The following is a 23840-nucleotide window of genomic DNA, read 5'->3' as shown; positions in this document are numbered from 1 at the left end:
TAATAGGTAAATAAGAAAAAACTGAGCCAACTATCAAAAGTGATAGTTGGCTCAGTTTTTTCTTATTTTTTATTTTTCTTCATTTTTTGGTAATTTGTTGTCTAAATCCGTCCGTACAACGAGAACATCGCAGCTAGCGTTACGGATAACTGATTCAGAGACAGAGCCAATAAATAAACGCTCAACGGCATTTAATCCAGTTGCTCCTAACATAATTAAATCAATGTTGTATTCTTTTGGTAATTCTTTGGCAATGATATTCTTAGGAGAACCATAGGCTAGAACGCTAGAGACTTTTGTTTGTCCCATATCCACCGCTTGTTGTTGGTAGGTGTCTAAGGTTTCTTTTGCCATTGACATTGCTTCTTCTGCTAGCGCACCATCAAAAGAGGACACTGATTGGAAAGAGCGCGTATCAACAACATGTGCTAATAGTAATTCAGCATCGTTTCGTTTAGCGACATTGACCGCTTTTTTAAAGGCTAAGTCTGCTTCGTCAGAACCATCGATTGCTATCATAATTTTTTGATATTGTTGTAACATAATAACCGCTCCTTTCAGCGTAAAAAAAAGTCATTAATTGTTTCTATAATAATTGTAAAACAAACAAAGAAAAAAAGAAACTGAAACCGCTTCTTTTTTTCTGAATATTGGCATTTTTTTGTAAAAAAGAACCTGGGACAAAAATCACTTTGGATTTTTGTCCCAGGCTTAAAAATTGATAAACGGCGGAAACAGAAGCAACTCCTTCGGAAATAAGCCGAAATTCTCCAAAAATTAAAGAACAATTTTCGGAAATTCCTTCTTATTTCTCGGAGTTAAACACTTCTGTCCCGACCTCTTTAAATTCATCGTCTTTTATGACATTTTTTTTGCAAAAGTTAAACTAAACAACGTTGAAAGTAATAAAACAAAAAAGATAAAACCAATTGACAATAACGGGCGATTAAAAATAGCCGCTAGAACACCTAGAATGGCGATAATCAAGTAATAACGCCCAAAACGTTCGATAAACTGTTGACTTTCTGTTGCAGTTTCTTTTTTTAAGAGTGGTAAAAAAGCTGCACTTTTCTTCATCAAATAATAACTGGCTACGCCTGTGACAACGGCGAGTAATAGTACGAGTATACGAATCATCTTGTCCTCCAAAAAAAAACAACTTGCCAGAGCAAATTGTTTAGAAATCTTCATAAAAATGGTAAAATCCGTCGATGCCGGTAATCGTCCTAGAGTATTGAACCCGCAAGATAAGCAGGTGGGTTCCTCGATCGCAGTATTGAACTACCAAAAGAAAAGGCATGTTACCAACTTTGATACAAGCAGGATCCCTAGATATCAATAAAAATGTTCGGTCAACACAGTGAAAGGACAACGCGTACATCACAGATTTACCATCTTTATAATAGCATACTCTCTCAAAATCGGCAACGAGATTGTTTCTTTTTTTGAAAGCGTATTATTTTGTTATTTTTTCTGTTTCCATTCTTGGATACGCTTGAGTTGCTGATGTAAGGCTTGTTCATATTTACCAATATCAATCGGTTCGTAATAACGTGCCTCTTTTAATTTGTCAGGTAAGTATTGCTGATTGACCCAACCGTTTTCAAAATTATGTGGGTATTGATAACCAATACCACGGTTTAATTCTTTGGCTCCAGCATAGTGGGCATCACGTAAATGATCAGGAACGTCTCCCACAGAGCCTTGTCGAATATCTGCCAAAGCAGCATCAATCGCTGTGACTGCAGAATTTGATTTTGGCGATAAACATAAATCAATGACGACACTGGCTAGAGGAATCCTAGCTTCTGGAAACCCTAGCTTTTCGGCGGCTTGAACAGCGGTGACCGTCCGAGCGGCGGCCGCAGGATTCCCAAGACCGATATCCTCGTAAGCAATGACCATTAAACGACGACAAATAATCGGTAAATCACCTGCTTCAACTAAGCGACCCAAATAATGAAGTGCAGCATCTACATCGCTTCCTCGAATCGACTTTTGGAAAGCGGAAATCACGTCATAATGGGCATCGCCATCTTTATCATGCGTTAAGGCTTTTCGTTGCACGCACTCTTCAATAATCGGTAAGGTGATCTTAATTTCGCCTTGTTCATTTTTGGGTGTTGATTTAACAGCTAATTCTAGTCCATTTAGCGCACTACGTAAGTCACCGTTCGTTGCGCGTGTCAAATGTTGTAATGCTTTTTCTTCTAAGTGGACAGGATAATCGCCTAAGCCACGTGTGCTATCGGTTAAGGCTTCTTGAATCGCTTGCTGAATGTCTGTTTCCGTTAAGGGCTTTACTTCAAAGATTTGCGTACGACTACGAATCGCAGGATTAATTGTGATATATGGATTTTCGGTAGTGGCTCCAATCATAATAATTCGTCCGTTTTCTAAATGAGGGAGCAAAAAATCTTGTTTTGTTTTATCTAATCGGTGAATTTCATCAAGCAGTAAAATCACTGTGCCACTCATTTTGGCTTCTTCAGCAACGATTTGTAAATCTTTTTTGGTATCTGTGGCCGCGTTCAACATGCGAAAGGCATAATTTGTTGAACCAGCGATTGCGCTGGCAATACTGGTTTTTCCAGTGCCAGGCGGCCCATAAAGAATCATCGATGAAAGCATTTTGGCTTCGACCATCCGACGAATAATTTTACCAGGGCCGACTAAATGTTGTTGACCAACTACTTCGTCTAAGTGACGAGGTCGCATTCGATAGGCTAAAGGTTGTTGCATAAAAGGACCTCCTTTTTCATAATCATCTTATTATAACATAAAGAACGTACATTCGCTTTTTGGTGGTTTTTTGGGTTTTAGATGGATATAGCGGAAGGTTTCGTGTATGATAGGGAGTGGTGAAAGAAATGAAAGAAACGATAAATATCTTTAACACAAAAACAACTGAAGAAGTGGCACAATACTTGTTAGGGATGTATTTAGAGCACGAAACAGCAACAGGCGTTTTAGGTGGGTACATTGTGGATGCAGAAGCTTATTTAGGTCCTGATGATGAGGCGGCCCATAGCTTTGGCTTGAGAAAAACGCCACGCTTACAAGCCATGTATGACAAACCAGGCACGATTTATTTATATACTATGCACACGCATTTAATTTTAAATATGGTGACACAAGAACAAGGCAAACCACAAGGGGTGATGATCCGCGCGATTGAACCTGTTGAAGGTGTCGACAAAATGATTGAAAATCGCCAAGGACGTCAAGGCGTGGAATTGACCAATGGACCAGGTAAATTAGTTGCAGCCTTAGGAATTGATAAGCAATTATATGGGCAGTCGATTTTTTCTAGTTCGTTACGGCTCGTGCCAGAAAAACGAAAATTTCCGAAAAAAATTGAGGCACTACCACGAATTGGGATTCCCAATAAAGGTCGTTGGACAGAGTTGCCTTTAAGATACGTCGTGGCTGGCAATCCATATATTTCTAAACAAAAAAGAACAGCAGTAGACCAAATAGATTTTGGCTGGAAGGATGAAGAAAATGAAAAAAGCAACAATGCTCACATACTTAGAGGAACAACTTGAAAAACACTTAGGAGATTACGAAGTAGGCCTTGATTGGGATCGCAAAAACCATACCATCGAAGTCATTGTTCGTTTATATGCAGAAAACAATGAGCAAGTGGCGATTGATGATGTTGATGGTACGCTTTCAGAAGAAGAATTCATTGAATTTGAAGATGGTTTGTTATTTTACAATCCGCAAAAGTCTGTCGTTGATGACGAAGAGTATTTAGTCACAATTCCTTATGAAGGAAAAAAAGGGCTACGCAAAGCAGTTTTAGACGGATTCATTCACTATTTAAAAGTGGTTTTAGATGAAGGGCAAAGTGATTTGTTAGACTTTTTATCAGATGAAACAGCGGAAGTTTTTGAATTGCATTGGGAGCCAGCAGATTTTGAAGCGATGATTAAAAAAGTGGCAGAAACAGAAAAAGAACAATGGATTGCGTATCCAAGTTATTAATTTAGAGGTGAGAACATGAAGTGGACAGAAGTAAAAGTCGAAACGGCTAGCGAAGCAGTTGAAGCAATTTCAAACATTATGATGGAAGCTGGCGCAAGTGGCGTGGCCATTGAAGATGCGTTGGACATTGAAAATTTTGAAAGTGATCTGTATGGGGAAATTTTAGATAAAGAGCAATTCACCCACATTAAAGAAGGAGCGATTGTGATGGCTTATTTTCCTGAAACAACCTTCTTACCAGAAATTTTACCATTTATGAAAGAAAATATTTTACGCTTGCCTGAGTACGGCTTATCCATTGGTAAAAACGAAATGACAATTAGTGAAGTAGCAGAAAGCGACTGGGCAACTGCTTGGAAAAAATATTATCATCCTGTCCGTGTCACACGATTCTTAACGATTGTGCCAAGTTGGGAAGCCTATCACGCACAAGATGAAGCAGAAAAAATTATCACATTGGATCCGGGGATGGCGTTCGGTACAGGCACGCATCCAACGACTCGTTTAACCTTGCAAGCTTTAGAAACTGTTTTACGTGGTGGCGAAACAGTTCTAGATGTAGGAACGGGTTCTGGTGTTTTGAGTATTGCAAGTCGCTATTTAGGGGCTAAAGACGTCTACGCATATGATTTAGATGAAGTAGCAGTTGCAGCGGCAAAAGAAAATATGGATTTAAATCCCATTGCGGTCGATGTTCATGTGTCAGCCAATGATTTACTAAAAGGGATTGACCATTCTGCTGATGTAATCGTCGCAAATATTTTGGCAGATATTATTGTGTTAATGATTGAAGATGCTTGGCGTTTGCTAAAACAAGACGGTACCTTCATTATTTCTGGAATTATTGAAGATAAAAAAGCAATGGTTTTAGAAGCACTAACGAAAGTCGGGTTTGTGGTGGACCAACTCTTTAATCAAGGCGATTGGTATGCGATTATCTTGAAGAAACCAGAGGAAGAGTAAAATGCAACGGTATTTCATGAAAGAAGATTATCAAGAAAAAGATTTGTATAAAGTCGCAGATGAAAACTATCATCATATTGTGCGAGTTATGCGAATGACGCCGAATGATCGTTGTTATTTAGTATTTCAAAATAAAACTGCCATTTTAGCTGAGATTGTGGAAATTGATTCAACATCTGTTTACTTTAAAGAAATTAGTAAAGAAGAAATGGACAAAGAATTGCCAATTGAAGTGACGATTGCGTGTGGGTTACCAAAAGGGGACAAGTTAGAATGGATTGTTCAAAAAGGCACGGAGCTAGGTGGAAATCAGTTTATCGGCTTTCCTGCGAAAACTTCCGTTGTCAAATGGGACCACAAAAAAAGAGCAGCCAAAGAAAAAAGATTACAAAAAATTGCCACAGAAGCGGCGGAGCAATCGCATCGGCAGCAGACACCAAGTGTTTCTTTGGTGGAAAAAACACAAGAAATCATTGCGCAATTTGACTCATATGACACAGTCTTGGTTGCGTATGAAGAATCAGCAAGACAAGGAGAAAAAAGTCAATTAGCACAAGTATTATCCACTTGCCAGCCAGGCGCACGTTTGTGTGTGCTCTTTGGACCTGAAGGTGGCTTTGCACCGCAAGAAATTGAACAATTTCTGCAGGCTGGGGCGAAACTTTGCGGGTTGGGTCCGAGAATTTTACGAGCAGAAACAGCACCGTTGTATCTTTTAAGTGCGGTTAGCTACCAAATGGAACTTTTAAATTAAACGAAAGCCCGCCTGTAAAATTCTTGTAGGCATTCTCTTTGAATAAACAGAGAGTAAAAAAGCGACAGTGATTGAAATTTAAGGGAAATTTAGTATAATAGAGTTGTTGAAAGTGCTACTGTTTCAAGTGGTACTTTTCTTTTTTATTAAAATAGATAAAACGTGAACGAAGTGTTCTTTATCCAAAGGTCACCTTCATAGAGGAGTGAATACCATGCCAAAAGAAGAAATACTGACAGGCCCAGCGGTCATCAAAATTGTAAGTACCTATATGGGACCAGAACATGTTGAGTTGGTTCAAAAAGCATTAACTTATGCTGAAAAAGCACACGAAGGTCAAGTCCGACAATCAGGTGAACCTTACATCATCCATCCGATTCAAGTGGCAGGCATTCTGGCTGAATTACATATGGATCCCCATACTGTAGCAACAGGATTTTTACATGATGTTGTCGAAGATACGGACGTAACACTGGACGATTTAAAAGAAGAATTTGGCGAAGACATCGCAATGTTAGTCGATGGCGTAACGAAACTAGGAAAAATTAAATATAAATCTCATGAAGAACAATTAGCTGAAAATCATCGGAAAATGTTATTGGCAATGGCGCAAGATTTACGGGTCATTATGGTGAAACTAGCCGATCGTTTGCACAATATGCGCACATTAAAACATTTACGTGAAGATAAGCAACGACGGATTGCACAAGAAACTTTAGAAATTTATGCGCCTTTAGCACATCGCTTAGGGATTAGTCGAATTAAATGGGAATTAGAAGATACTGCCTTACGTTATATTAACCCCAACCAATACTATCGAATTGTTAATTTGATGCAAAGCAAACGCGATGAACGTGAAGCTTATGTGGCAGAAGCAGTCGAAGATATTCGTTTAGCTACGGAAGATTTAGAAATTTACGCAGAAATATATGGTCGACCAAAACATATTTATTCAATCTATCGTAAAATGAAGGACCAAAAGAAACAATTTAATGAAATCTATGACTTATTAGCCATTCGTGTTATTGTCGATTCCATTAAAGATTGCTATGCCGTGTTAGGGGCGATTCATACACGTTGGACACCAATGCCAGGTCGCTTTAAAGATTATATTGCTATGCCAAAAGCGAATATGTATCAATCTATCCATACGACAGTTATTGGGCCAAAAGGGAATCCAGTAGAGGTCCAAATTCGGACCCATGAGATGCACCAAATCGCCGAATTTGGGGTGGCGGCTCACTGGGCCTATAAAGAAGGCAAAGCGGAAAAAATTGAAACAGATGAACTGACGAAGCAAGTCGATTGGTTCCATGAAATTATTGAATTACAAGATGAAAGCTATGATGCTTCTGAATTTATGCAAGGTGTGAAAGAAGACATTTTTAGCGACAAAGTCTATGTCTTTACGCCAAGTGGAGATGTAACCGAACTGCCAAAAGGCTCCGGACCACTAGATTTTGCTTACAGTATCCATACTGAAATTGGGAATAAAACAACCGGTGCGAAGGTCAACGGCAAAATGGTACAGTTAGACTATGTCCTAAAAAATGGGGATATTATTGAAGTCCTAACATCACCGAATTCTTTCGGACCTAGTCGCGACTGGTTGAAAATGGTTAAAACAAGTAAAGCTAAAAATAAAATCAAACGTTTCTTTAAAGAACAAGACCGTGAAGATAATATTATTAAAGGGCATGATGCTGTCATTAAATACATGACAGAAATCGGCTTTACACCAAAAGAATTTTTAACGAAGAATAAAATGGCGGAAGTGCTAGATAAATTCAAATTTCAAACGGAAGATGATTTATTTGCGGCAGTAGGTTATGGCGAAGTAAGTGCGCAAGTAGTGTGCAATCGTTTAACAGAAAAAGAACGCCGCGAACAAGAGTTGGAACGCCAACGTCAAGAAGCAGAAGAGTTGTTAAATCAGCCAGCTAAAAAAGAATCAGAAAAAATGAAAGTTCGTCATGAAGGCGGCATCGTGATTCAAGGGGTGGACAACCTATTGATTCGTTTAAGCCGCTGTTGTAATCCAGTGCCTGGTGATGAAATCGTTGGTTACATTACCAAAGGACGTGGCGTTTCAATTCATCGTGCGGACTGTCCTAACGTACAACATCAAGAAGAACTAGCACAACGTCTAATTGAAGTTGAGTGGGAAGATACCGAGCACAGTCGCAAAGAATACGCTGCCGATTTGGAGATTTACGGCTATGATCGTAGTGGCTTACTGAGTGATGTTTTACAAGTCATTAGTTCGATGACAAAAAATTTAGTTGGCGTTGAAGCTCGTCCATCCAAAGATAAGATGGCCCAGATTCATGTCACTGTGAAAATTCAAAACCTTTCTCATTTAAAAACCATCGTTGACAAAATTAAAAGTGTACCAGATGTTTATAGTGTTCGTCGAACCAATGGGTAAGTGTTAAAAGTGAGGCAAAAAAGATGAAAGTAGTTATTCAAAGAGTCAGTCAAGCACAAGTTGCGATAGAAGAGCAGATAGTGGGACAAATCAAACAAGGCTTCATGGTGCTGGTGGGCATTCATCAAGAAGACACGCCAGAAGATGTGGCTTATGTTGTTGGTAAAATCAGTAAATTACGTGTTTTTGAAGATGACGAAGGAAAAATGAATCGCAGTATTCAAGAGATTGAAGGATCAATTTTGAGTATCTCTCAATTTACCCTCTATGCAAAAACTAAAAAAGGCAATCGTCCCAGTTTTATTGAAGCGGCTCGTCCAGATGTGGCGATTCCTTTGTATGAATTATTTAATCAACAATTAGAAGCAGAAGGAATAGCGGTAGCCACAGGAGAATTTGGCGCGGATATGCAAGTGTCGTTGACCAATGATGGTCCAGTGACCATTGTGATCGATACACGAGAAAAATAATTGATTTTCCTATCGGAACCCCTTGACTTTCTAAGAGAACTTTAGTAGTTTATAGATAATATTAAAAATCTACGAAGGAACGAGTAAGTTTCATCTGTCTGCGAAGAGAGAGTTGCCGTGGCTGAGAGCAACTTCAACAGTGAAAGTGAAAGACATTCTGGAGATGGACGGAAGAAAAGCCGTCCCGTTACGAGCGTTAATCGTTGAGGAAAGAGTAAAATCTTTCAAAACTAGGTGGTACCGTGTAAAAGAGACTTTTACGCCCTTGTATGTTCAACATACAAGGGCTTTTTTCATTTTTAGAAAAAAGAAAATGGCGTACACATTTTTGTGGAATGATAGAAGGAGAGAAAGACAATGAGTTATCAAAAACCAAAAGGAACAAACGATATTTTGCCAGGAACTTCTGAAAAATGGCAATTTGTGGAAGAAACAGCTCGTTTGATTTTTAAAGATTATCAATACCAAGAAATCAGAACCCCGATTTTTGAACATTATGAAGTAATATCTCGCAGTGTTGGCGATACCACAGATATTGTTTCAAAAGAAATGTATGATTTTTATGATAAAGGAGACCGTCACGTGACGCTACGTCCTGAGGGGACAGCGCCAATTGTTCGGGCCTTCGTTGAAAATAAATTATATGGTCCGGAATATACGAAACCATATAAAACCTATTACATGGGGCCGATGTTCCGCTATGAACGCCCACAAGCTGGTCGTTTGCGTCAATTCCATCAAATTGGTGTGGAAGCATTTGGTAGTGAAAACCCAGCATTGGATGTTGAAATCATGGCTATGGCTTTGGACTTCTTCAAACAATTAGGCATCCAACAAATCAAATTAGTTATTAATTCCTTGGGGGATAAAGAAACACGTGCTACGTACCGTCAAGCATTAATCGATTATTTAGAGCCCCATATGGCAGAATTAAGCGAGGATTCACAACGTCGCTTACACGAAAACCCATTGCGGGTGTTAGACAGCAAAGATAAAAAAGACAAGGTGATTGTCGCAGAAGCGCCCTCCATTTTGGAGTATTTAAATGAACCATCTAAAGCACATTTTGAAGCAGTAACTGATATGTTAGATTTACTAGAAATTCCTTATGAAATTGATAGTAATATGGTTCGTGGCCTGGATTATTATACACACACAATTTTTGAAATTATGAGTGAAGCGCCTAAAATGGGTGCGCAATCAACTATTTGTGCAGGAGGCCGATACAATGGTTTAGTTGAAGAATTAGGCGGCCCAGACACACCAGGTTTTGGTTTTGGTATGGGCATTGAGCGAGTGTTGTTAACAATGGAAGCTGAAGAAGTTGTGATTCCAGCGTTATCTGAATTAGACGCATATGTGGTTGGGATTGGTTCAGAAACCAACGTCGCAGCTTTGCAACTTGTTCAAAGCATTCGTAACTTTGGTTTCTCAGCTGATCGTGATTACATGAATCGCAAACCAAAAGCGCAATTTAAAACGGCCGATAAATTACAAGCAAAATTAGTTTTAACAATCGGTGAAAATGAATTGAATGAAGGCATTGTCAACGTAAAATCAATGGCAACACGCGAAGAAAAAGCCTTCCCGTTAAGTACTATTCATGATTCATTTGATGAAGTGTATGACGAAATGATGACAAAAATGATTGAAGAATAAAAAGGAGAGATTGAGAAATGGCAAAACGCACAACCTATTGCGGCAATGTATCTGCCGAATTTATTGAAAAAGAAGTTGTATTAAAAGGATGGGTTCAAAAACGTCGTGACTTAGGAGGCGTTATCTTTATTGATTTACGTGACCGTGAAGGAATCGTCCAAGTGGTCTTTAACCCAGAAAAGTCAAAAGAAGCATGGGAAATTGCTGATAAATGTCGTAGTGAATACGTCATCGAAGTTAAAGGTCAAGTCGTTTATCGTGATAAAGAAGCGATTAATCCCAAAATGAAAACTGGCGAGTTTGAAGTGATGGCGACTGACATTACGATTTTAAATACTGCGAAAACAACGCCATTTACCATTGAAGATGACAATAACGTTAATGACGAATTGCGCATGAAATATCGTTATTTAGATTTACGTCGTCCATCAATGACAAACAACATTAAATTACGTCACCAAGTAACGAAAACAATCCGTCACTATTTAGATAATCATGACTTTTTAGACATTGAAACTCCTTATTTAGGCAAATCAACACCAGAAGGCGCTCGCGATTATTTGGTTCCTTCTCGTGTCCATGCCGGTCATTTTTATGCTTTACCACAATCACCACAACTCTTTAAACAATTATTAATGGGGGCAGGCTTCGATCGCTATTACCAAATCGTTCGTTGTTTCCGTGATGAAGATTTACGAGGCGACCGTCAGCCAGAATTTACACAAATCGATATCGAAACGACCTTTTTAACACCAGAAGAAATTCAAACATATACAGAAAATATGTTGGCTGAAGTGATGAAAGAGACAAAAGGAATTGAGATTTCTGTTCCGTTTCCACGAATGAGCTATGACGAAGCAATGGCACGCTATGGTAGCGATAAACCCGACACTCGTTTTGCTATGGAATTAATTGATGTCGCAGATGTAGTGAAAGACGTAGACTTCAAAGTTTTCCAAGCAGCGTTGGAAAATGGCGGACATGTGAAGGCTTTGAATGCAAAAGGCGCCGCAGATAAGTATTCTCGTAAAGATATGGATAACTTAGGTAAGTATGTGAGTCAATTTGGCGCAAAAGGCTTAGCTTGGTTAAAAGTTGAAGAAGATGGCTTAAAAGGACCAATTGCTAAATTCTTAACAGAAGTTAGTGATGAATTAATTGCTGCTACCAATGCAGAAGTCGGTGATATTTTAATGTTTGGTGCCGATAAACCTGAAATCGTAGCCGCTGCTTTAGGTGCGGTACGTACACGTTTAGGTAAAGAATTAGGTTTAATTGATGAATCGAAATTCAATTTCTTGTGGATTGTGGATTGGCCGTTGTTTGAATATGATGAAGAAGCTGGTCGCTATGTTTCTGCTCATCATCCATTTACACAACCAAAAGCAGAGGATGTGGCCCGCTTAGCAACAGACCCAGCCTCTGTGTATGCTGAAGCTTACGATGTTGTCTTAAACGGCTACGAATTAGGTGGCGGCTCATTACGGATCCATACACGAGAATTACAAGAAAAAATGTTTGAAACGTTAGGTTTTACAAAAGAAGAAGCACAAGACCAATTTGGTTTCTTGCTAGACGCATTAGATTACGGCTTCCCGCCACATGGAGGGATTGCTTTAGGGCTAGACCGCTTAGCAATGCTATTGGCTGGGGAAGAAAATATTCGTGAAGTGATTGCCTTTCCTAAAAACGGCAAAGCAATTGACCCAATGAACAACGCACCAAGTTTAGTTTCTCCATTACAATTGTTTGAATTAAACATTGATGTAACAGCCATTGACGAATAAGTGTTAAATCCAAAGAAAGAGTGACTTCATTGACGGATGAGGTCACTCTTTCTTTGGGAAGGAAAAAGATAACGAAAGACTTAAAAAGTGGCTGAGCTAAAAATCTGCCAATTGGCTGTTTTTTCTTTTTAGAAAACTTTGTATGATAACTGAGTGTATAAAGGAGCGAAACAAATGACAAAAATAATTTTAACAATTGGCGGTTCCGATCCTTTTTCAGGTGGCGGGATTCAAACAGATTTAAAAACGTTTGAAAATCATCAAGTCTTTGGCTTATCAACTTTAACTTGCCTTGCTACAGCCCCAAGGAATCATTTTCAGATTCATGACCTTGAGACTTCTTTGGTGAAAGAGCAACTCGCTTCCATACCTGCCGGGAGTTTAGACGGCATCAAGATTGGCTTGATTCACAGTGAAGAAAGTATGCTACAAATTGCAACCTTTTTGAAAAAGCACGCAGGTCTGCCGGTGGTGTTGGATCCTGTCTTGGCTTTTAAAGAAACGACTTCAGTTTATGAAAAAAGATACATGCAGTTATTGATTGAAAAAATTTTTCCATTCGCAACGATTATAACGCCTAATTTAAAAGAAGCAGAATTACTCATTGGCAGAAAATTAACAACCGTCGAAGAAGTCCAACAAGCGGCGGAAGAGTTAAACTCTTTAGGAGCGGCAACGGTGGTGATTAAAGGTGGTAATCGTTGGCTTGGCCAAGAAGCACGTGACTTTTTTTATGATGGACAACAACATATTCAATTGGTCAAAGAAAAAGTAATGGCCCACACCATTGATGGCGCTGGTTGTTCCTTTGCCTCTGCAATTGGTGCGAATTTAGTTAAAGGATATCCGTTAATTGAAGCAGTTGATTTAGCAAAAACATACGTTCATGAAGCCATTGTTTCTGGGGTCCAGCTAAATGCAGCTTTTGGAAGTGTGTGGCATGAAGGATTACTAGCAGGAGGTGTGGCGGATAATGACAAGAAAAATTAGTCTATATGCAGTAATTACCGCTTTAACAGTGGCTGTGTCAATGGTCTTTATTATCCCCGTCCCAGCAACAAATGGCTTTGTTACATTGGCGGATGCAGGGATTTACATTGCTAGTTTACTTTTTGGTCCGATTGGTGGCTTGACAGTCGGAGCTTTAAGCGGTGGTTTAATTGATTTATTGTCAGGCTATCCACAATGGTTCGTTTTTTCGTTATTGATTCATGGCGGACAAGGTTGGTTAGCAGGGCACTTCTTTAATAAAAATAAAAAGATGCAAACGCTAGGATTACTTTTAGCCAGTCTCCTCATGATTAGCGGGTATGCTTTAGCGACTAGCTGGCTTTACGGCGTGGGTGCGGGGATTGCCTCATTACCAGGGAATATTATTCAATCCTTATTTGGGGTGATTGTAGCATTGCCTCTTAGTCAAACATTAAAACGTGTGTTACCAAAAAATGGTCGTTTAGAAGAAAGAAGGATGAACAAATGACTATCGATGAAAAAATGTTAAAAGAACAGTTAGTGACAATTACAGAAGAAGTCATTACAGCAGGAAATTTACAAAAAGGGGACCTATTTGTTTTAGGTTGTACCACCAGCGAGGTAGTAGGTGGCGTCATTGGTAAAAATTCCAGTGCCGAAGTAGGACAATGGATTGTCTCAACCTTAATTGAACAATTAGATAAAAAAGGCATCTCTTTGGCTGTCCAAGGATGCGAACATATTAATCGTGCTTTAGCGATGGAACGTCGTGTGGCTGAAGAAAAAGGCTTTGAAATTGTCTCGGTAGTACCACAATTACATGCTGGCGGTTCTTGTTCAGTGGCTGCCTTTGAAAAATTTGATGAACCTGTGGAAGTTGAACATATTGTTGCTCAAGCAGGGATTGACATTGGCGATACATCTATCGGTATGCATGTAAAACATGTGCAAGTTCCTCTTCGCTTGAGCATTCGAACGTTAGGTGCGGCCCATGTTACAGCATTATATTCTCGTCCTAAATATATTGGTGGACCAAGAGCCCATTATGAAACAACCCAAGAACGAAATCGTTAAGATTTCGTTCTTTTTTCATTTCTATAAACATTTGATGAATCTTCCGTAATTATTATAGGAATCTCTTTTTTTCTCTCGGTAAACCACGTATAATATGAAAAGAAATGTAATTTATTGAAAACCTGAAACGAGGCTATTATTTATGAAAAAAATTTATGACGGACTGCCAGTTCATGACTATACAACAAAATTTTCCGTGTCGATTGTCTATGCTATTCTTGCATCAATTGCCATGAACTTTTTCTATCAACCAGGAAATATTTATTCCAGTGGCTTAACAGGCTTGGCACAAATTTTAACAACCCTCTCAACAAAAATTGTGGGTTTTAATGTGCCTGTCTCCATTACATTGTATCTGTTAAATGTGCCGTTATTCTTTATTGCGTGGAAAAAAATAGGTAAGAAGTTTACAATTTTTACTTTCATTACCGTGACTTTAACTTCATTATTTATGCATATTGTTCCGCAAACGGTGATGACCCAAGATCCAATTATCTGTGCTATTTTTGGTGGGGCGATTTCTGGATCAGGAATTGGTTTTGTCTTAAAAAACGGGGTTTCTTCTGGGGGCTTAGATATTCTAAGCATTACCATTCGGAAAAAAACGGGGCGTTCCGTTGGCTCGATTTCAATTTATTTTAACGCACTAATTGTCTTCGTTGCAGGTTATTTATTTGGCTGGCAGTACATGTTCTACAGTGCGTTATCAATTTTTGTAAGTGGGAAGGTCACAGATGCCGTTTATACTAAGCAAAAGAAAATGCAAGTTATGATTGTCACCAAAAACCCAGATCGAGTCGTGGATGAGATTCAAAAGAAAATGCGCCGCGGTATTACAATTATTCATGAAGCGGAAGGGGCATATCGCCACGACCGCCAAACTGTTTTGCTAACTATTGTGACACGCTTTGAGTTGCCAAGTTTAGAAGCAGCCATGAAAGAAAGTGATCCGAATGCCTTTGTCAGCATCTCAGATAATGTTAAAATTTTAGGACGTTTTTACGAAGAAGATTACAAATAAAAGGATATGAAGCAACGAGAGAATGGCTGTGTCTATTCTTTCGTTGCTTTTTTTGAAAAATAAGTAAAAAAATGCTTTGTGTGAGGACCTGAAATTCCCATTTAAACAAGAAGTTAATTGAAAGACGTTCGTGAATTCCTTTGCTTTTGGTTTAATTAGATCTGATTATTCGGAAATAAGTCGCTATTGTTTCCCACAAACGAATGCTTTGTTTGGATTTGAAAGAAAACGATGAAAAAAGAATCATTTTTATTGAAAAGACCTAAAAAAACTGGTACACTAAGTGTGTAATTGATAAGTACTTTTAATACTGTTATGAATAAATAGTAGGAAAAACGAACATCAATTCTATTTTTTTAAAGTTCATAGGTCGTTTTCAGTCTTACTTGGACATATTTCGACCCACAAAAGGAGCGCATCATGTTAAAAGAATTTAAAATGATTGAAGCAGTTGCTCCAGATATGCTCGATGTATTACAAGAAAGATTCCAAATTCTTCGCAATATTTATTGGATGCAACCTATTGGACGTAGAAGTTTATCAGAAACGATGGGAATTACAGAGCGAGTCTTGCGTACAGAAACAGATGTTTTGAAGCAGCTCAACCTGATTGAACCTTCAAAAAGCGGAATGACATTAACAGAACGCGGTTTGGAAGTCTATCAAGGCTTAGAATTAGTCATGAATCAATTGCTTGGCATGCACCAAATCGAAAAAGAAATGACACAGTACTTTGGCATTCAACGTTGTATCGTTGTTGCAGGAGATAGTGATATCCAAAAGAAAGTTCTTTCGGACTTTGGAGATGTCTTAACCAATACGCTGAATTTACTCTTACCAAATGGTGAGAATACAATTGCGGTTATGGGTGGGACAACAATGGCCATGGTGGCCGAAAATATGGGATCACTAGAAACTGAAAAACGTCATAATTTGTTTGTTCCAGCCAGAGGAGGGATTGGTGAAGCAGTTTCTGTCCAAGCCAATTCAATTAGTGCTGTAATGGCCAACAAAACGGGTGGTAACTACCGGGCGTTATATGTCCCAGAACAATTGAGTCGTGAAACGTATAATAGTTTATTACAAGAACCCTCGATTCAAGAAGTTCTTACGTTAATTAGTCATGCCAACTGTGTGGTGCACAGTATTGGTCGAGCGTTGCACATGGCGGCACGCCGAAAAATGTCTGATGACGAAATGGTTATGCTCAAACAAAAAAATGCCGTGGCAGAATCGTTTGGTTATTTCTTTGATGAAGAAGGAAAAGTGGTCTATAAAATTCCACGAATTGGCCTTCAATTAAAAAACTTACAAGAAATTCCCTATGTCGTCGCGATTGCGGGCGGCAAAACGAAAGCCAAAGCCATTCGCGCATATATGAAAAATGCACCAAAACAAACGTGGCTCATCACAGATGAAGCTGCTGCAAACGAGATTTTAAAAGGGGTAACCCTTTAAAATAAAAAATTTTTGATTTTCATAAGGAGGAAATCTTTAATGACAGTTAAAGTAGGTATTAATGGATTTGGACGTATCGGACGCTTAGCTTTCCGTCGTATCCAAGATGTAGAAGGAATCGAAGTAGTTGCAATCAACGACTTAACAGATGCTAAAATGTTAGCACACTTGTTAAAATATGACACAACTCAAGGCCGTTTCAACGGTACAGTTGAAGTTCACGAAGGTTCATTCAACGTTAACGGCAAAGAAATCAAAGTTTTAGCTAACCGTAACCCTGAAGAATTACCATGGGGCGAATTAGGCGTAGACATCGTTTTAGAATGTACTGGTTTCTTTACTTCTAAAGAAGCTGCTGAAAAACATTTAACTGCTGGTGCAAAACGTGTAGTTATTTCAGCTCCTGGTGGTAACGATGTACCAACAATCGTTTACAACACAAACCATGAAACATTAACTGGAGAAGAAACTGTAATTTCAGGCGCTTCTTGTACTACAAACTGCTTAGCTCCAATGGCTAAAGCTTTACATGACAACTTTGGTGTTGTTGAAGGTTTAATGACAACTATCCACGCTTACACAGGTGACCAAATGACATTAGACGGACCACATCCTAAAGGCGACTTCCGTCGTGCGCGCGCTGCTGCTGCAAACATCGTACCTAACTCAACTGGTGCTGCTAAAGCAATCGGCTTAGTAATCCCAGAATTGAACGGTAAATTAGATGGCGCTGCTCAACGTGTTCCTGTAGCTACTGGTTCATTAACTGAATTAGTTACTGTATTAGACAAAGAAGTTACTGTTGATGAAGTGAATGCAGTAATGGAAAAAGCTGCTAACGAATCTTATGGTTATAACACAGACGAAATCGTTTCTTCTGATATCGTAGGTATGACTTACGGTTCATTATTCGATGCAACTCAAACAAAAGTTATGACAGTTGGCGACAAACAATTAGTTAAAACTGTTGCTTGGTATGACAACGAAATGTCATACACTGCTCAATTAGTTCGTACTTTAGAATACTTCGCTAACTTATAAGATTCATTCTTATCATTAGTGAAATTTGAACAATTGTGAAATAATAAGCGGGGAAGCAACGCGCTTCTCCGCTTTCTTTTTTTAAAAAAGAAAAATCCTAAAATTGACAATACAGGAGGTCTACTCATGGCTAAAAAGACAATTAAAGATGTAGATTTAAAAGACAAAAAAGTCCTTGTCCGTGTTGACTTTAACGTTCCGTTAAAAGATGGCGTGATCACAAACGATAATCGTATCGTAGCGGCTTTACCAACAATCAAATACGTGATTGAAAATGGCGGAAAAGCAATTCTTTTCTCTCATTTAGGTCGTGTAAAAACAGAAGAAGACAAAGCTGGCAAATCATTAAAACCAGTGGCTGAACGTTTAAGCGAATTACTTGGTCAACCAGTTACTTTTGTTCCAGAAACACGTGGTAAAGAATTAGAAGACGCTGTTAACAATATGAAAGACGGCGACGTTTTAGTATTTGAAAACACTCGTTTTGAAGATGTTGACGGCAAAAAAGAAAGCGGCAATGACGCTGAATTGGGTAAATACTGGGCTTCTTTAGGCGATGTATTTGTCAATGATGCTTTTGGTACTGCACACCGTGCACATGCCTCAAACGTTGGAATTGCTTCAACTGGTATCCCAACAGTTGCTGGTTTCTTAATGGAAAAAGAAATTAAATTCATCGGCGAAGCTGTTGAAAATCCAAAACGTCCATTCGTAGCAATCTTGGGTGGCGCAAAAGTTTCTGACAAAATCGCTGTCATTGAAAACCTAATTGAAAAAGCCGATAAAATTTTAATCGGTGGCGGTATGGCTTACACATTCATGAAAGCACAAGGCTATAGTGTTGGTTTATCTTTACTTGAAGAAGATAAAGTGGACTTAGCGAAAAGCTTAATGGAAAAAGCTGGCGACAAATTAGTTTTACCGGTTGATACAGTTGTCTCTAAAGAGTTCAGCAATGACGCTCCTTTCCACACGGTTCCTTCAACTGAAATCCCAGATGATGAAGAAGGCTTGGATATTGGTGAAAAAACAATTGAATTATTCGCTAACGAATTACAAGGTGCGAAAACAGTTGTTTGGAATGGACCAATGGGCGTATTTGAAATGAGTAACTTTGCCAAAGGAACAATTGGTGTTTGTGAAGCGATTGCTAATTTAGAAGACGCAACAACAATCATCGGTGGCGGGGACTCTGCTGCTGCAGCAATTCAATTAGGCTACGAAAACAAATTCTCTCACATCTCAACAGGTGGCGGAGCAAGTTTAGAATTATTAGAAGGCAAAACTTTACCAGGTTTAGCTTCTATTAACGATAAATAATCAGTTTAAAAGACAATATTTTTAAAAAAAGAAAAGGATGTGCTTTTCATGCGCAAACCAATTATCGCTGGTAACTGGAAAATGAACAAAACTTTAAGCGAAGCACAAAGCTTTGCAGAAGCAGTAAAAAATGCTGTTCCATCAAACGACGTTGTTGACGCTGTGATTGGATCTCCAGCATTATTCTTAGCTCCTTTAGCTTGGAACCTAAAAGATTCTGAAGTGAAATTAGCTGCACAAAACTGCTACTGGGAAAACGCTGGTGCCTTCACTGGTGAAAACTCACCAGCTGCAATTGCAGATTTAGGTGTAAACTATGTGATTATCGGACACTCTGAACGTCGCGAATATTTCCACGAAACAGATGAAGATATCAATAAAAAAGCCAAAGCAATCTTTGCAAATGGTATGACACCAATCTTCTGTTGTGGTGAAACTTTAGAAACGTATGAAGCTGGTAAAACAGCGGAATGGATCGAAGGTCAAATCACTAACGGCTTAGTTGGTTTATCAAACGAACAAGTTGCTTCAATGGTTATCGCTTACGAACCAATCTGGGCAATCGGAACTGGTAAATCTGCAGATGCTAATATTGCAGATGAAATCTGTGGTGTTGTTCGTTCAACAGTTGAAAAATTATACGGCAAAGAAGTTTCTGAAGCTGTTCGTATTCAATACGGTGGTTCTGTTAAACCAGAAAACATCGCTGAATATATGGCAAAAGAAAACGTTGACGGTGCTTTAGTCGGCGGCGCAAGCTTAGAAGCAGACTCATTCCTAGCTTTATTAGATGCTGTAAAATAAGAAATCACTAACGGTAACGTTTTCTCAATGACTTTTGCAAAAAAATGTTTGCATAGTTTGCGAGAATTAACTACAATCATACATGAGGGAATCCCCTTAGTATAAATACAAACTCAAAGGAGAGACAAAACATGTCAATTATTACTGATATTTACGCACGCGAAGTCTTAGACTCACGCGGTAACCCAACAATCGAAGTAGAAGTTTACACTGAAAGCGGAGCTTTCGGCCGTGGAATGGTTCCTTCAGGAGCTTCAACTGGTGAATACGAAGCAGTTGAATTACGTGATGGCGACAAAGCTCGTTACTTAGGTAAAGGTGTTACTAAAGCTGTAGATAACGTAAACAACATCATTGCTGAAGCAATCATCGGTTACGATGTACGCGATCAAATGGCTATCGATAAAGCAATGATCGATTTAGATGGAACTCCTAACAAAGGTAAATTAGGTGCTAACGCTATTCTTGGTGTGTCTATCGCCGTAGCTCGTGCTGCTGCTGATTACCTAGAAGTGCCTTTATATCATTACTTAGGCGGATTCAATACAAAAGTATTACCAACTCCAATGATGAACATCATCAATGGTGGATCACATGCTGACAACAGTATTGACTTCCAAGAATTCATGATCATGCCTGTAGGTGCGCCTACATTCAAAGAAGCTTTACGTATGGGTGCAGAAGTATTCCACGCATTAGCTTCAATCTTAAAAGGTCGCGGCTTAGCTACTTCAGTAGGTGACGAAGGTGGTTTCGCTCCTAACTTAGGTTCAAACGAAGAAGGTTTCGAAGTAATCATCGAAGCTATCGAAAAAGCTGGCTATGTTCCTGGTAAAGACGTTGTTCTTGCTATGGATGCTGCTTCTTCAGAATTCTACGATAAAGAAAAAGGCGTTTACGTTTTAGCTGACTCAGGCGAAGGCGAAAAAACAACTGAAGAAATGATCGCGTTCTACGAAGAATTAGTTTCTAAATACCCAATCATTTCAATCGAAGACGGCTTAGACGAAAACGACTGGGACGGATTCAAAAAATTAACTGAAGTATTAGGCGATAAAGTTCAATTAGTTGGTGACGATTTATTCGTAACAAACACAACTAAATTAGCTGAAGGTATCGAAAAAGGTATCGCTAACTCAATCCTAATCAAAGTTAACCAAATCGGTACTTTAACTGAAACATTTGAAGCAATCGAAATGGCTAAAGAAGCTGGCTACACTGCAGTTGTATCTCACCGTTCTGGTGAAACAGAAGATTCAACAATCTCTGATATCGCTGTTGCAACAAACGCTGGCCAAATCAAAACTGGTTCATTAAGCCGTACTGACCGTATTGCTAAATACAACCAATTATTACGTATTGAAGATCAATTAGGCGATGTAGCTGAATACAAAGGCTTAAAATCTTTCTACAACTTAAAAAACAAATAATTCATTTAATGAATAACGCTTAAAGGGACAATTGGTTAATGAACCAATTCTCCTTATACTCGGACGTAAAAACACGCCTTTCTGCAAAGAAAGGCGTGTTTTTTTATATTTATAAAAATATTGAAAAAAATAGATTAGAAATAACTTCAACCGTACATCGCTCTATAATCACTTGTTTAAAAATAACAAAACATTAACAAAACAACATTATATAAAAAATTAATAAAACAAAATAATTGTTATTTTATAATTTTAGTATTGACTGGTTTCAGATAACGCTGTACGCTTAAAGAAATAGTATAGAATTTCACAAAAAAATGAAAACACAAATTTAACTTGGAGGATGTTGAGTAGTGAGCAACGGGAAAAAGATTTTTATTAGTCATAGTTCAAAGGATCAAGAATATGTGGATGCGTTTATCCAATTATTGAAAAAAATGAATAAATGTAAAGCTACTTTTGCATTTTGTTTAGAATCCTGAAATAATTTTAAAGGAGGTCCTAAAAATGAAAGTAAATTTATATAAAATTTTAACTGAAAAAAAGGAAGAATTTTTTGAGCAAATTAATTTAGAATATAAAATGGAAAGTAATGAAGTTCGTCAATATAGACAAAAAAGTGTACATATTCAGTTATATATTGATCGAAATAACTTAGAGGGAACTCCAAAATGGCAATGGATAATTGATGAATTAACAGAAGGAATACATCTAAAAACTTATGGAGCACCCAAAGGAATTTTAACAGTTTCTTTGGATGATGAGTTATATGCGTTTTCTTTTAGTCATGCGCATCATTGTGTTCATAAGTTTGCAGATAAAGAATTTGCCTTTCGTTTTGCGAGAAAGTTAGACTACAAAGAAATAAAGCGTACAGCTAAAGCAGCGCCGCATAGTTCTAAGGTAAAGATGATCGATGCTTTTAAAGATAATAAATATTTTGATTTTGATAGTGGTGAAGCTTATTTAAAAGTTAAAGCTACCCAAAAATTACCAAGAGATTTTGGAATATATAAAGAAAATATCGAAATTGGGGATGCTTTATCTGTTGAGTTGAAAAATGACTGTCTAACACACATGTTAGCGCTTGTATTTTATGCAAAAAGAATCATTACATCTGAGAAAGAAGAAATAAAAATTCCATTATTGAAGAAATTGGACAAGAATGATGATAATCTTATTAAGAAATTAGATGGGAAATTAATAAAAAAAATAATTGATGGAGAAACACCTATTTATTTTTCAGATTTTGATATTATAGGAAACATAGAGAGTTTTAATGATTATAGTACGGAATATACAGTACATTATTTAAATAGAAAACCGGTTTTTTTAGATGGATTTGACATCAATGATTTACGCATGTTCATTGAAAAAAACAAATTAATAGGCGAAGATATTTTTAAAATCTTTATAGGTAAAGAAATTGAAGGCAAGAGAAAAAAATATGAGATAAAGAAAATATTAGATTACACAGATGAAGAAGAGCGTTATACACTACTAAATGGTGAGTGGTATTCTTATAATAATGACTATATAGATTATTTAAATGATTCACTTAGTGAAATTCCAGTAATCTATAATCCTGAGTATGATTTTTCTAAAAAAATGCATGAAACTTTTTGTGCTAAGAAATATGAAGAAGAAAAAAATAGATCTGATTTTACTGGCAAAACAAAGAAAGAGATTAAAGAGTCAATAAAAAGAAAATACTATAAAGAAAGAGTTTATAATCTCTTGCTAGCAGAAGAAAATGAACATTTGGAGAATCATGATCGTCAGTTGACCAAACTATCTAATAATGAAGACATTGAGATTGCAGATATATATTGTAAAGAAACGCAAACATTATTTGCAGTTAAAATCGGTGATGCATCATCCAAGCTAAGTTATGTAGTTACTCAATCACTTGCTTCTTTAGACATTATTCGCTCAGGATTAGTAAAAGATATACCGTCTGTAGAAAAAATAGGTTTGTGGCTTGTATTAGACAAGAAGACTAAGTTGATTGAGCGAGAAAAAGGAATACCAGACTTAACATATTTGAAAATGTTTTTATTCAAAAATTATTTAGACAATTGGAAAAAACATGTATTATATTCTTCTAAAAAGCCAGTTATCTATATAAACTATATGATAGAGTAGAGCAACTTAAAATTTGAGAAAAAGCTTCTCAGCGGTTGCCGCCGCTGAAGAAAACTAGTTCATTGCACAGGCTGATCGTTTCAGTAAAAATTTTAAAGATGCTAGTAATTTCACTGAAAATCGGGTACACTAAAATTAGCTAGTGTAACTAGCAAAAAAGGCAACTGGAATAGATAGGTTGTGCTGTCTATGAAGGGCTTTGTTTGTCAGGTGGTGCTGACATGCAAAGTGCCTTTTTTCTTTTTCTCAACATTTTAAGGACAAAAAACGATTGCAACATGTCACAATCGCTAACCTCGGAGAAAAAGGAATTTTTCTCCAATGGCCATTTCGATAACCTGTTGTGTGTTTCGAAACATTCAGAACGGTGGTGCGTTCTTTCAGTGCCTAATTATCCAATTCGTTTCTTGTTCCTCTATTTACAGTATACTGAATGAAAGCCTATTCTGCAATGATAGAATCAGGTTCCTGTGATTAAATAACATAAAAAATGGGCTCCTTATATAAAGAAAAATAACAAAAGA

General features: G+C 37.8%; 23 protein-coding genes, 1 other RNA gene and 1 pseudogene. 21 read left to right on the top strand and 4 right to left on the bottom strand.

Annotation, left to right across the window (positions count from 1 at the left end; translation table 11 throughout):
- Positions 1–69 precede the first annotated feature (69 nt).
- From IGL42_RS08160 to IGL42_RS08145, 4 genes are all read right to left on the bottom strand, one after another.
- On the bottom strand, positions 70–543 hold the full coding sequence (locus IGL42_RS08160) for a universal stress protein (RefSeq protein ID WP_002357065.1): 474 nt from the start codon (positions 541–543) through the stop codon (positions 70–72).
- A 315-nt stretch (positions 544–858) separates the two neighbouring features.
- Complete coding sequence (locus tag IGL42_RS08155) at positions 859–1191, bottom strand: hypothetical protein (protein WP_002357068.1); 333 nt, start codon at positions 1189–1191, stop codon at positions 859–861.
- 7 nt (positions 1192–1198) lie between these two features.
- A non-coding RNA gene (gene ssrS, locus IGL42_RS08150) (6S RNA) lies at positions 1199–1392 on the bottom strand.
- A 72-nt stretch (positions 1393–1464) separates the two neighbouring features.
- Positions 1465–2742: a replication-associated recombination protein A gene (locus tag IGL42_RS08145; RefSeq protein ID WP_002360030.1), complete on the bottom strand. Its 1278-nt coding sequence runs from the start codon at positions 2740–2742 to the stop codon at positions 1465–1467.
- A gap of 128 nt (positions 2743–2870) precedes the next feature.
- On the opposite strand from IGL42_RS08145, the gene IGL42_RS08140 reads away from it, so the two are divergent.
- The 21 genes and pseudogenes from IGL42_RS08140 to IGL42_RS08040 all read left to right on the top strand — a co-directional run bounded on the left by IGL42_RS08140 (position 2871) and on the right by IGL42_RS08040 (position 23753).
- Positions 2871–3548 (top strand): DNA-3-methyladenine glycosylase, encoded by a 678-nt coding sequence (locus IGL42_RS08140; protein WP_002364174.1) that lies wholly within the window; start codon positions 2871–2873, stop codon positions 3546–3548.
- Positions 3505–3990, top strand: coding sequence for a DUF3013 family protein (locus tag IGL42_RS08135; protein ID WP_002388170.1), 486 nt, complete (start codon positions 3505–3507; stop codon positions 3988–3990). Before IGL42_RS08140 ends, IGL42_RS08135 begins: the two co-directional genes overlap by 44 nt.
- A gap of 15 nt (positions 3991–4005) precedes the next feature.
- On the top strand, positions 4006–4953 hold the full coding sequence (prmA, locus tag IGL42_RS08130; protein ID WP_002371999.1) for a 50S ribosomal protein L11 methyltransferase: 948 nt from the start codon (positions 4006–4008) through the stop codon (positions 4951–4953).
- Position 4954: 1 nt separating this feature from the next.
- Entirely contained in the window at positions 4955–5707 is a 753-nt protein-coding gene (locus IGL42_RS08125) for a 16S rRNA (uracil(1498)-N(3))-methyltransferase (RefSeq protein ID WP_002378439.1), read from the top strand.
- A 214-nt stretch (positions 5708–5921) separates the two neighbouring features.
- Entirely contained in the window at positions 5922–8135 is a 2214-nt protein-coding gene (locus IGL42_RS08120) for a RelA/SpoT family protein (RefSeq protein ID WP_002357079.1), read from the top strand.
- Between the two features lie 23 nt (positions 8136–8158).
- On the top strand, positions 8159–8605 hold the full coding sequence (dtd, locus tag IGL42_RS08115; protein ID WP_002357080.1) for a D-aminoacyl-tRNA deacylase: 447 nt from the start codon (positions 8159–8161) through the stop codon (positions 8603–8605).
- Between the two features lie 139 nt (positions 8606–8744).
- Positions 8745–8966: a hypothetical protein gene (locus IGL42_RS08110; protein ID WP_002401802.1), complete on the top strand. Its 222-nt coding sequence runs from the start codon at positions 8745–8747 to the stop codon at positions 8964–8966.
- Positions 8963–10264 carry a histidine--tRNA ligase gene (hisS, locus tag IGL42_RS08105; protein WP_002357082.1) on the top strand — a complete coding sequence of 434 codons (1302 nt, stop codon included), beginning with the start codon at positions 8963–8965 and terminating at the stop codon, positions 10262–10264. Before IGL42_RS08110 ends, hisS begins: the two co-directional genes overlap by 4 nt.
- A 17-nt stretch (positions 10265–10281) precedes the next feature.
- Positions 10282–12051, top strand: a complete 1770-nt coding sequence (gene aspS, locus IGL42_RS08100; RefSeq protein ID WP_002360034.1) for an aspartate--tRNA ligase — start codon at positions 10282–10284, stop codon at positions 12049–12051.
- Between the two features lie 153 nt (positions 12052–12204).
- Complete coding sequence (locus IGL42_RS08095) at positions 12205–13041, top strand: bifunctional hydroxymethylpyrimidine kinase/phosphomethylpyrimidine kinase (RefSeq protein ID WP_025191855.1); 837 nt, start codon at positions 12205–12207, stop codon at positions 13039–13041.
- Positions 13025–13531: an ECF transporter S component gene (locus IGL42_RS08090; RefSeq protein ID WP_002357086.1), complete on the top strand. Its 507-nt coding sequence runs from the start codon at positions 13025–13027 to the stop codon at positions 13529–13531. Before IGL42_RS08095 ends, IGL42_RS08090 begins: the two co-directional genes overlap by 17 nt.
- Positions 13528–14097: a TIGR01440 family protein gene (locus tag IGL42_RS08085; protein WP_002365825.1), complete on the top strand. Its 570-nt coding sequence runs from the start codon at positions 13528–13530 to the stop codon at positions 14095–14097. Before IGL42_RS08090 ends, IGL42_RS08085 begins: the two co-directional genes overlap by 4 nt.
- 142 nt (positions 14098–14239) lie before the next feature.
- Positions 14240–15118: a YitT family protein gene (locus IGL42_RS08080; protein WP_002357090.1), complete on the top strand. Its 879-nt coding sequence runs from the start codon at positions 14240–14242 to the stop codon at positions 15116–15118.
- Positions 15119–15538: 420 nt separating this feature from the next.
- Positions 15539–16576 carry a sugar-binding transcriptional regulator gene (locus tag IGL42_RS08075; protein WP_002357092.1) on the top strand — a complete coding sequence of 346 codons (1038 nt, stop codon included), beginning with the start codon at positions 15539–15541 and terminating at the stop codon, positions 16574–16576.
- A gap of 39 nt (positions 16577–16615) precedes the next feature.
- Positions 16616–17617, top strand: coding sequence for a type I glyceraldehyde-3-phosphate dehydrogenase (gap, locus tag IGL42_RS08070; RefSeq protein WP_002357093.1), 1002 nt, complete (start codon positions 16616–16618; stop codon positions 17615–17617).
- 126 nt (positions 17618–17743) lie between these two features.
- Positions 17744–18937, top strand: coding sequence for a phosphoglycerate kinase (locus IGL42_RS08065; RefSeq protein WP_002357094.1), 1194 nt, complete (start codon positions 17744–17746; stop codon positions 18935–18937).
- Positions 18938–18985: 48 nt separating this feature from the next.
- Positions 18986–19741: a triose-phosphate isomerase gene (gene tpiA, locus IGL42_RS08060; RefSeq protein WP_002362045.1), complete on the top strand. Its 756-nt coding sequence runs from the start codon at positions 18986–18988 to the stop codon at positions 19739–19741.
- A gap of 131 nt (positions 19742–19872) precedes the next feature.
- A complete protein-coding gene (eno, locus tag IGL42_RS08055) occupies positions 19873–21171 on the top strand; it encodes a phosphopyruvate hydratase (protein ID WP_002357098.1) in 1299 nt (432 codons plus the stop codon).
- 353 nt (positions 21172–21524) lie between these two features.
- Positions 21525–21608: pseudogene (locus IGL42_RS08050) on the top strand (toll/interleukin-1 receptor domain-containing protein); the annotation flags it as partial.
- A gap of 70 nt (positions 21609–21678) precedes the next feature.
- Entirely contained in the window at positions 21679–23316 is a 1638-nt protein-coding gene (locus tag IGL42_RS08045; RefSeq protein ID WP_010710569.1) for a DUF6119 family protein, read from the top strand.
- Between the two features lie 221 nt (positions 23317–23537).
- Positions 23538–23753, top strand: coding sequence for a hypothetical protein (locus IGL42_RS08040; protein ID WP_002357102.1), 216 nt, complete (start codon positions 23538–23540; stop codon positions 23751–23753).
- The last annotated feature ends 87 nt before the right edge of the window (positions 23754–23840 follow it).

Origin of the sequence: Enterococcus sp. DIV0712, from assembly GCF_050554855.1 — a bacterium.
GTDB classification, from domain to species: domain Bacteria; phylum Bacillota; class Bacilli; order Lactobacillales; family Enterococcaceae; genus Enterococcus; species Enterococcus faecalis.
Note: the sequence above shows the minus strand (reverse complement) of the source record. Positions and strands in the feature narration are given on the sequence as shown.

Bases quoted from the DNA above. Each gene is read 5' to 3' on its own strand.
- IGL42_RS08075 (WP_002357092.1), top strand. From the start codon at position 15,539: ATGTTAAAAGAATTTAAAATGATTGAAGCAGTTGCTCCAGATATGCTC.
- IGL42_RS08045 (WP_010710569.1), top strand. From the start codon at position 21,679: ATGAAAGTAAATTTATATAAAATTTTAACTGAAAAAAAGGAAGAATTT.
- prmA (WP_002371999.1), top strand. From the start codon at position 4,006: ATGAAGTGGACAGAAGTAAAAGTCGAAACGGCTAGCGAAGCAGTTGAA.
- IGL42_RS08090 (WP_002357086.1), top strand. From the start codon at position 13,025: ATGACAAGAAAAATTAGTCTATATGCAGTAATTACCGCTTTAACAGTG.
- IGL42_RS08040 (WP_002357102.1), top strand. From the start codon at position 23,538: ATGCAAAGTGCCTTTTTTCTTTTTCTCAACATTTTAAGGACAAAAAAC.
- eno (WP_002357098.1), top strand. From the start codon at position 19,873: ATGTCAATTATTACTGATATTTACGCACGCGAAGTCTTAGACTCACGC.
- IGL42_RS08125 (WP_002378439.1), top strand. From the start codon at position 4,955: ATGCAACGGTATTTCATGAAAGAAGATTATCAAGAAAAAGATTTGTAT.
- IGL42_RS08145 (WP_002360030.1), bottom strand. From the start codon at position 2,742: ATGCAACAACCTTTAGCCTATCGAATGCGACCTCGTCACTTAGACGAA.
- tpiA (WP_002362045.1), top strand. From the start codon at position 18,986: ATGCGCAAACCAATTATCGCTGGTAACTGGAAAATGAACAAAACTTTA.
- IGL42_RS08155 (WP_002357068.1), bottom strand. From the start codon at position 1,191: ATGAAGATTTCTAAACAATTTGCTCTGGCAAGTTGTTTTTTTTTGGAG.
- IGL42_RS08140 (WP_002364174.1), top strand. From the start codon at position 2,871: ATGAAAGAAACGATAAATATCTTTAACACAAAAACAACTGAAGAAGTG.
- IGL42_RS08135 (WP_002388170.1), top strand. From the start codon at position 3,505: ATGAAAAAAGCAACAATGCTCACATACTTAGAGGAACAACTTGAAAAA.
- IGL42_RS08085 (WP_002365825.1), top strand. From the start codon at position 13,528: ATGACTATCGATGAAAAAATGTTAAAAGAACAGTTAGTGACAATTACA.
- hisS (WP_002357082.1), top strand. From the start codon at position 8,963: ATGAGTTATCAAAAACCAAAAGGAACAAACGATATTTTGCCAGGAACT.
- gap (WP_002357093.1), top strand. From the start codon at position 16,616: ATGACAGTTAAAGTAGGTATTAATGGATTTGGACGTATCGGACGCTTA.
- dtd (WP_002357080.1), top strand. From the start codon at position 8,159: ATGAAAGTAGTTATTCAAAGAGTCAGTCAAGCACAAGTTGCGATAGAA.
- IGL42_RS08120 (WP_002357079.1), top strand. From the start codon at position 5,922: ATGCCAAAAGAAGAAATACTGACAGGCCCAGCGGTCATCAAAATTGTA.
- aspS (WP_002360034.1), top strand. From the start codon at position 10,282: ATGGCAAAACGCACAACCTATTGCGGCAATGTATCTGCCGAATTTATT.
- IGL42_RS08065 (WP_002357094.1), top strand. From the start codon at position 17,744: ATGGCTAAAAAGACAATTAAAGATGTAGATTTAAAAGACAAAAAAGTC.
- IGL42_RS08160 (WP_002357065.1), bottom strand. From the start codon at position 543: ATGTTACAACAATATCAAAAAATTATGATAGCAATCGATGGTTCTGAC.
- IGL42_RS08080 (WP_002357090.1), top strand. From the start codon at position 14,240: ATGAAAAAAATTTATGACGGACTGCCAGTTCATGACTATACAACAAAA.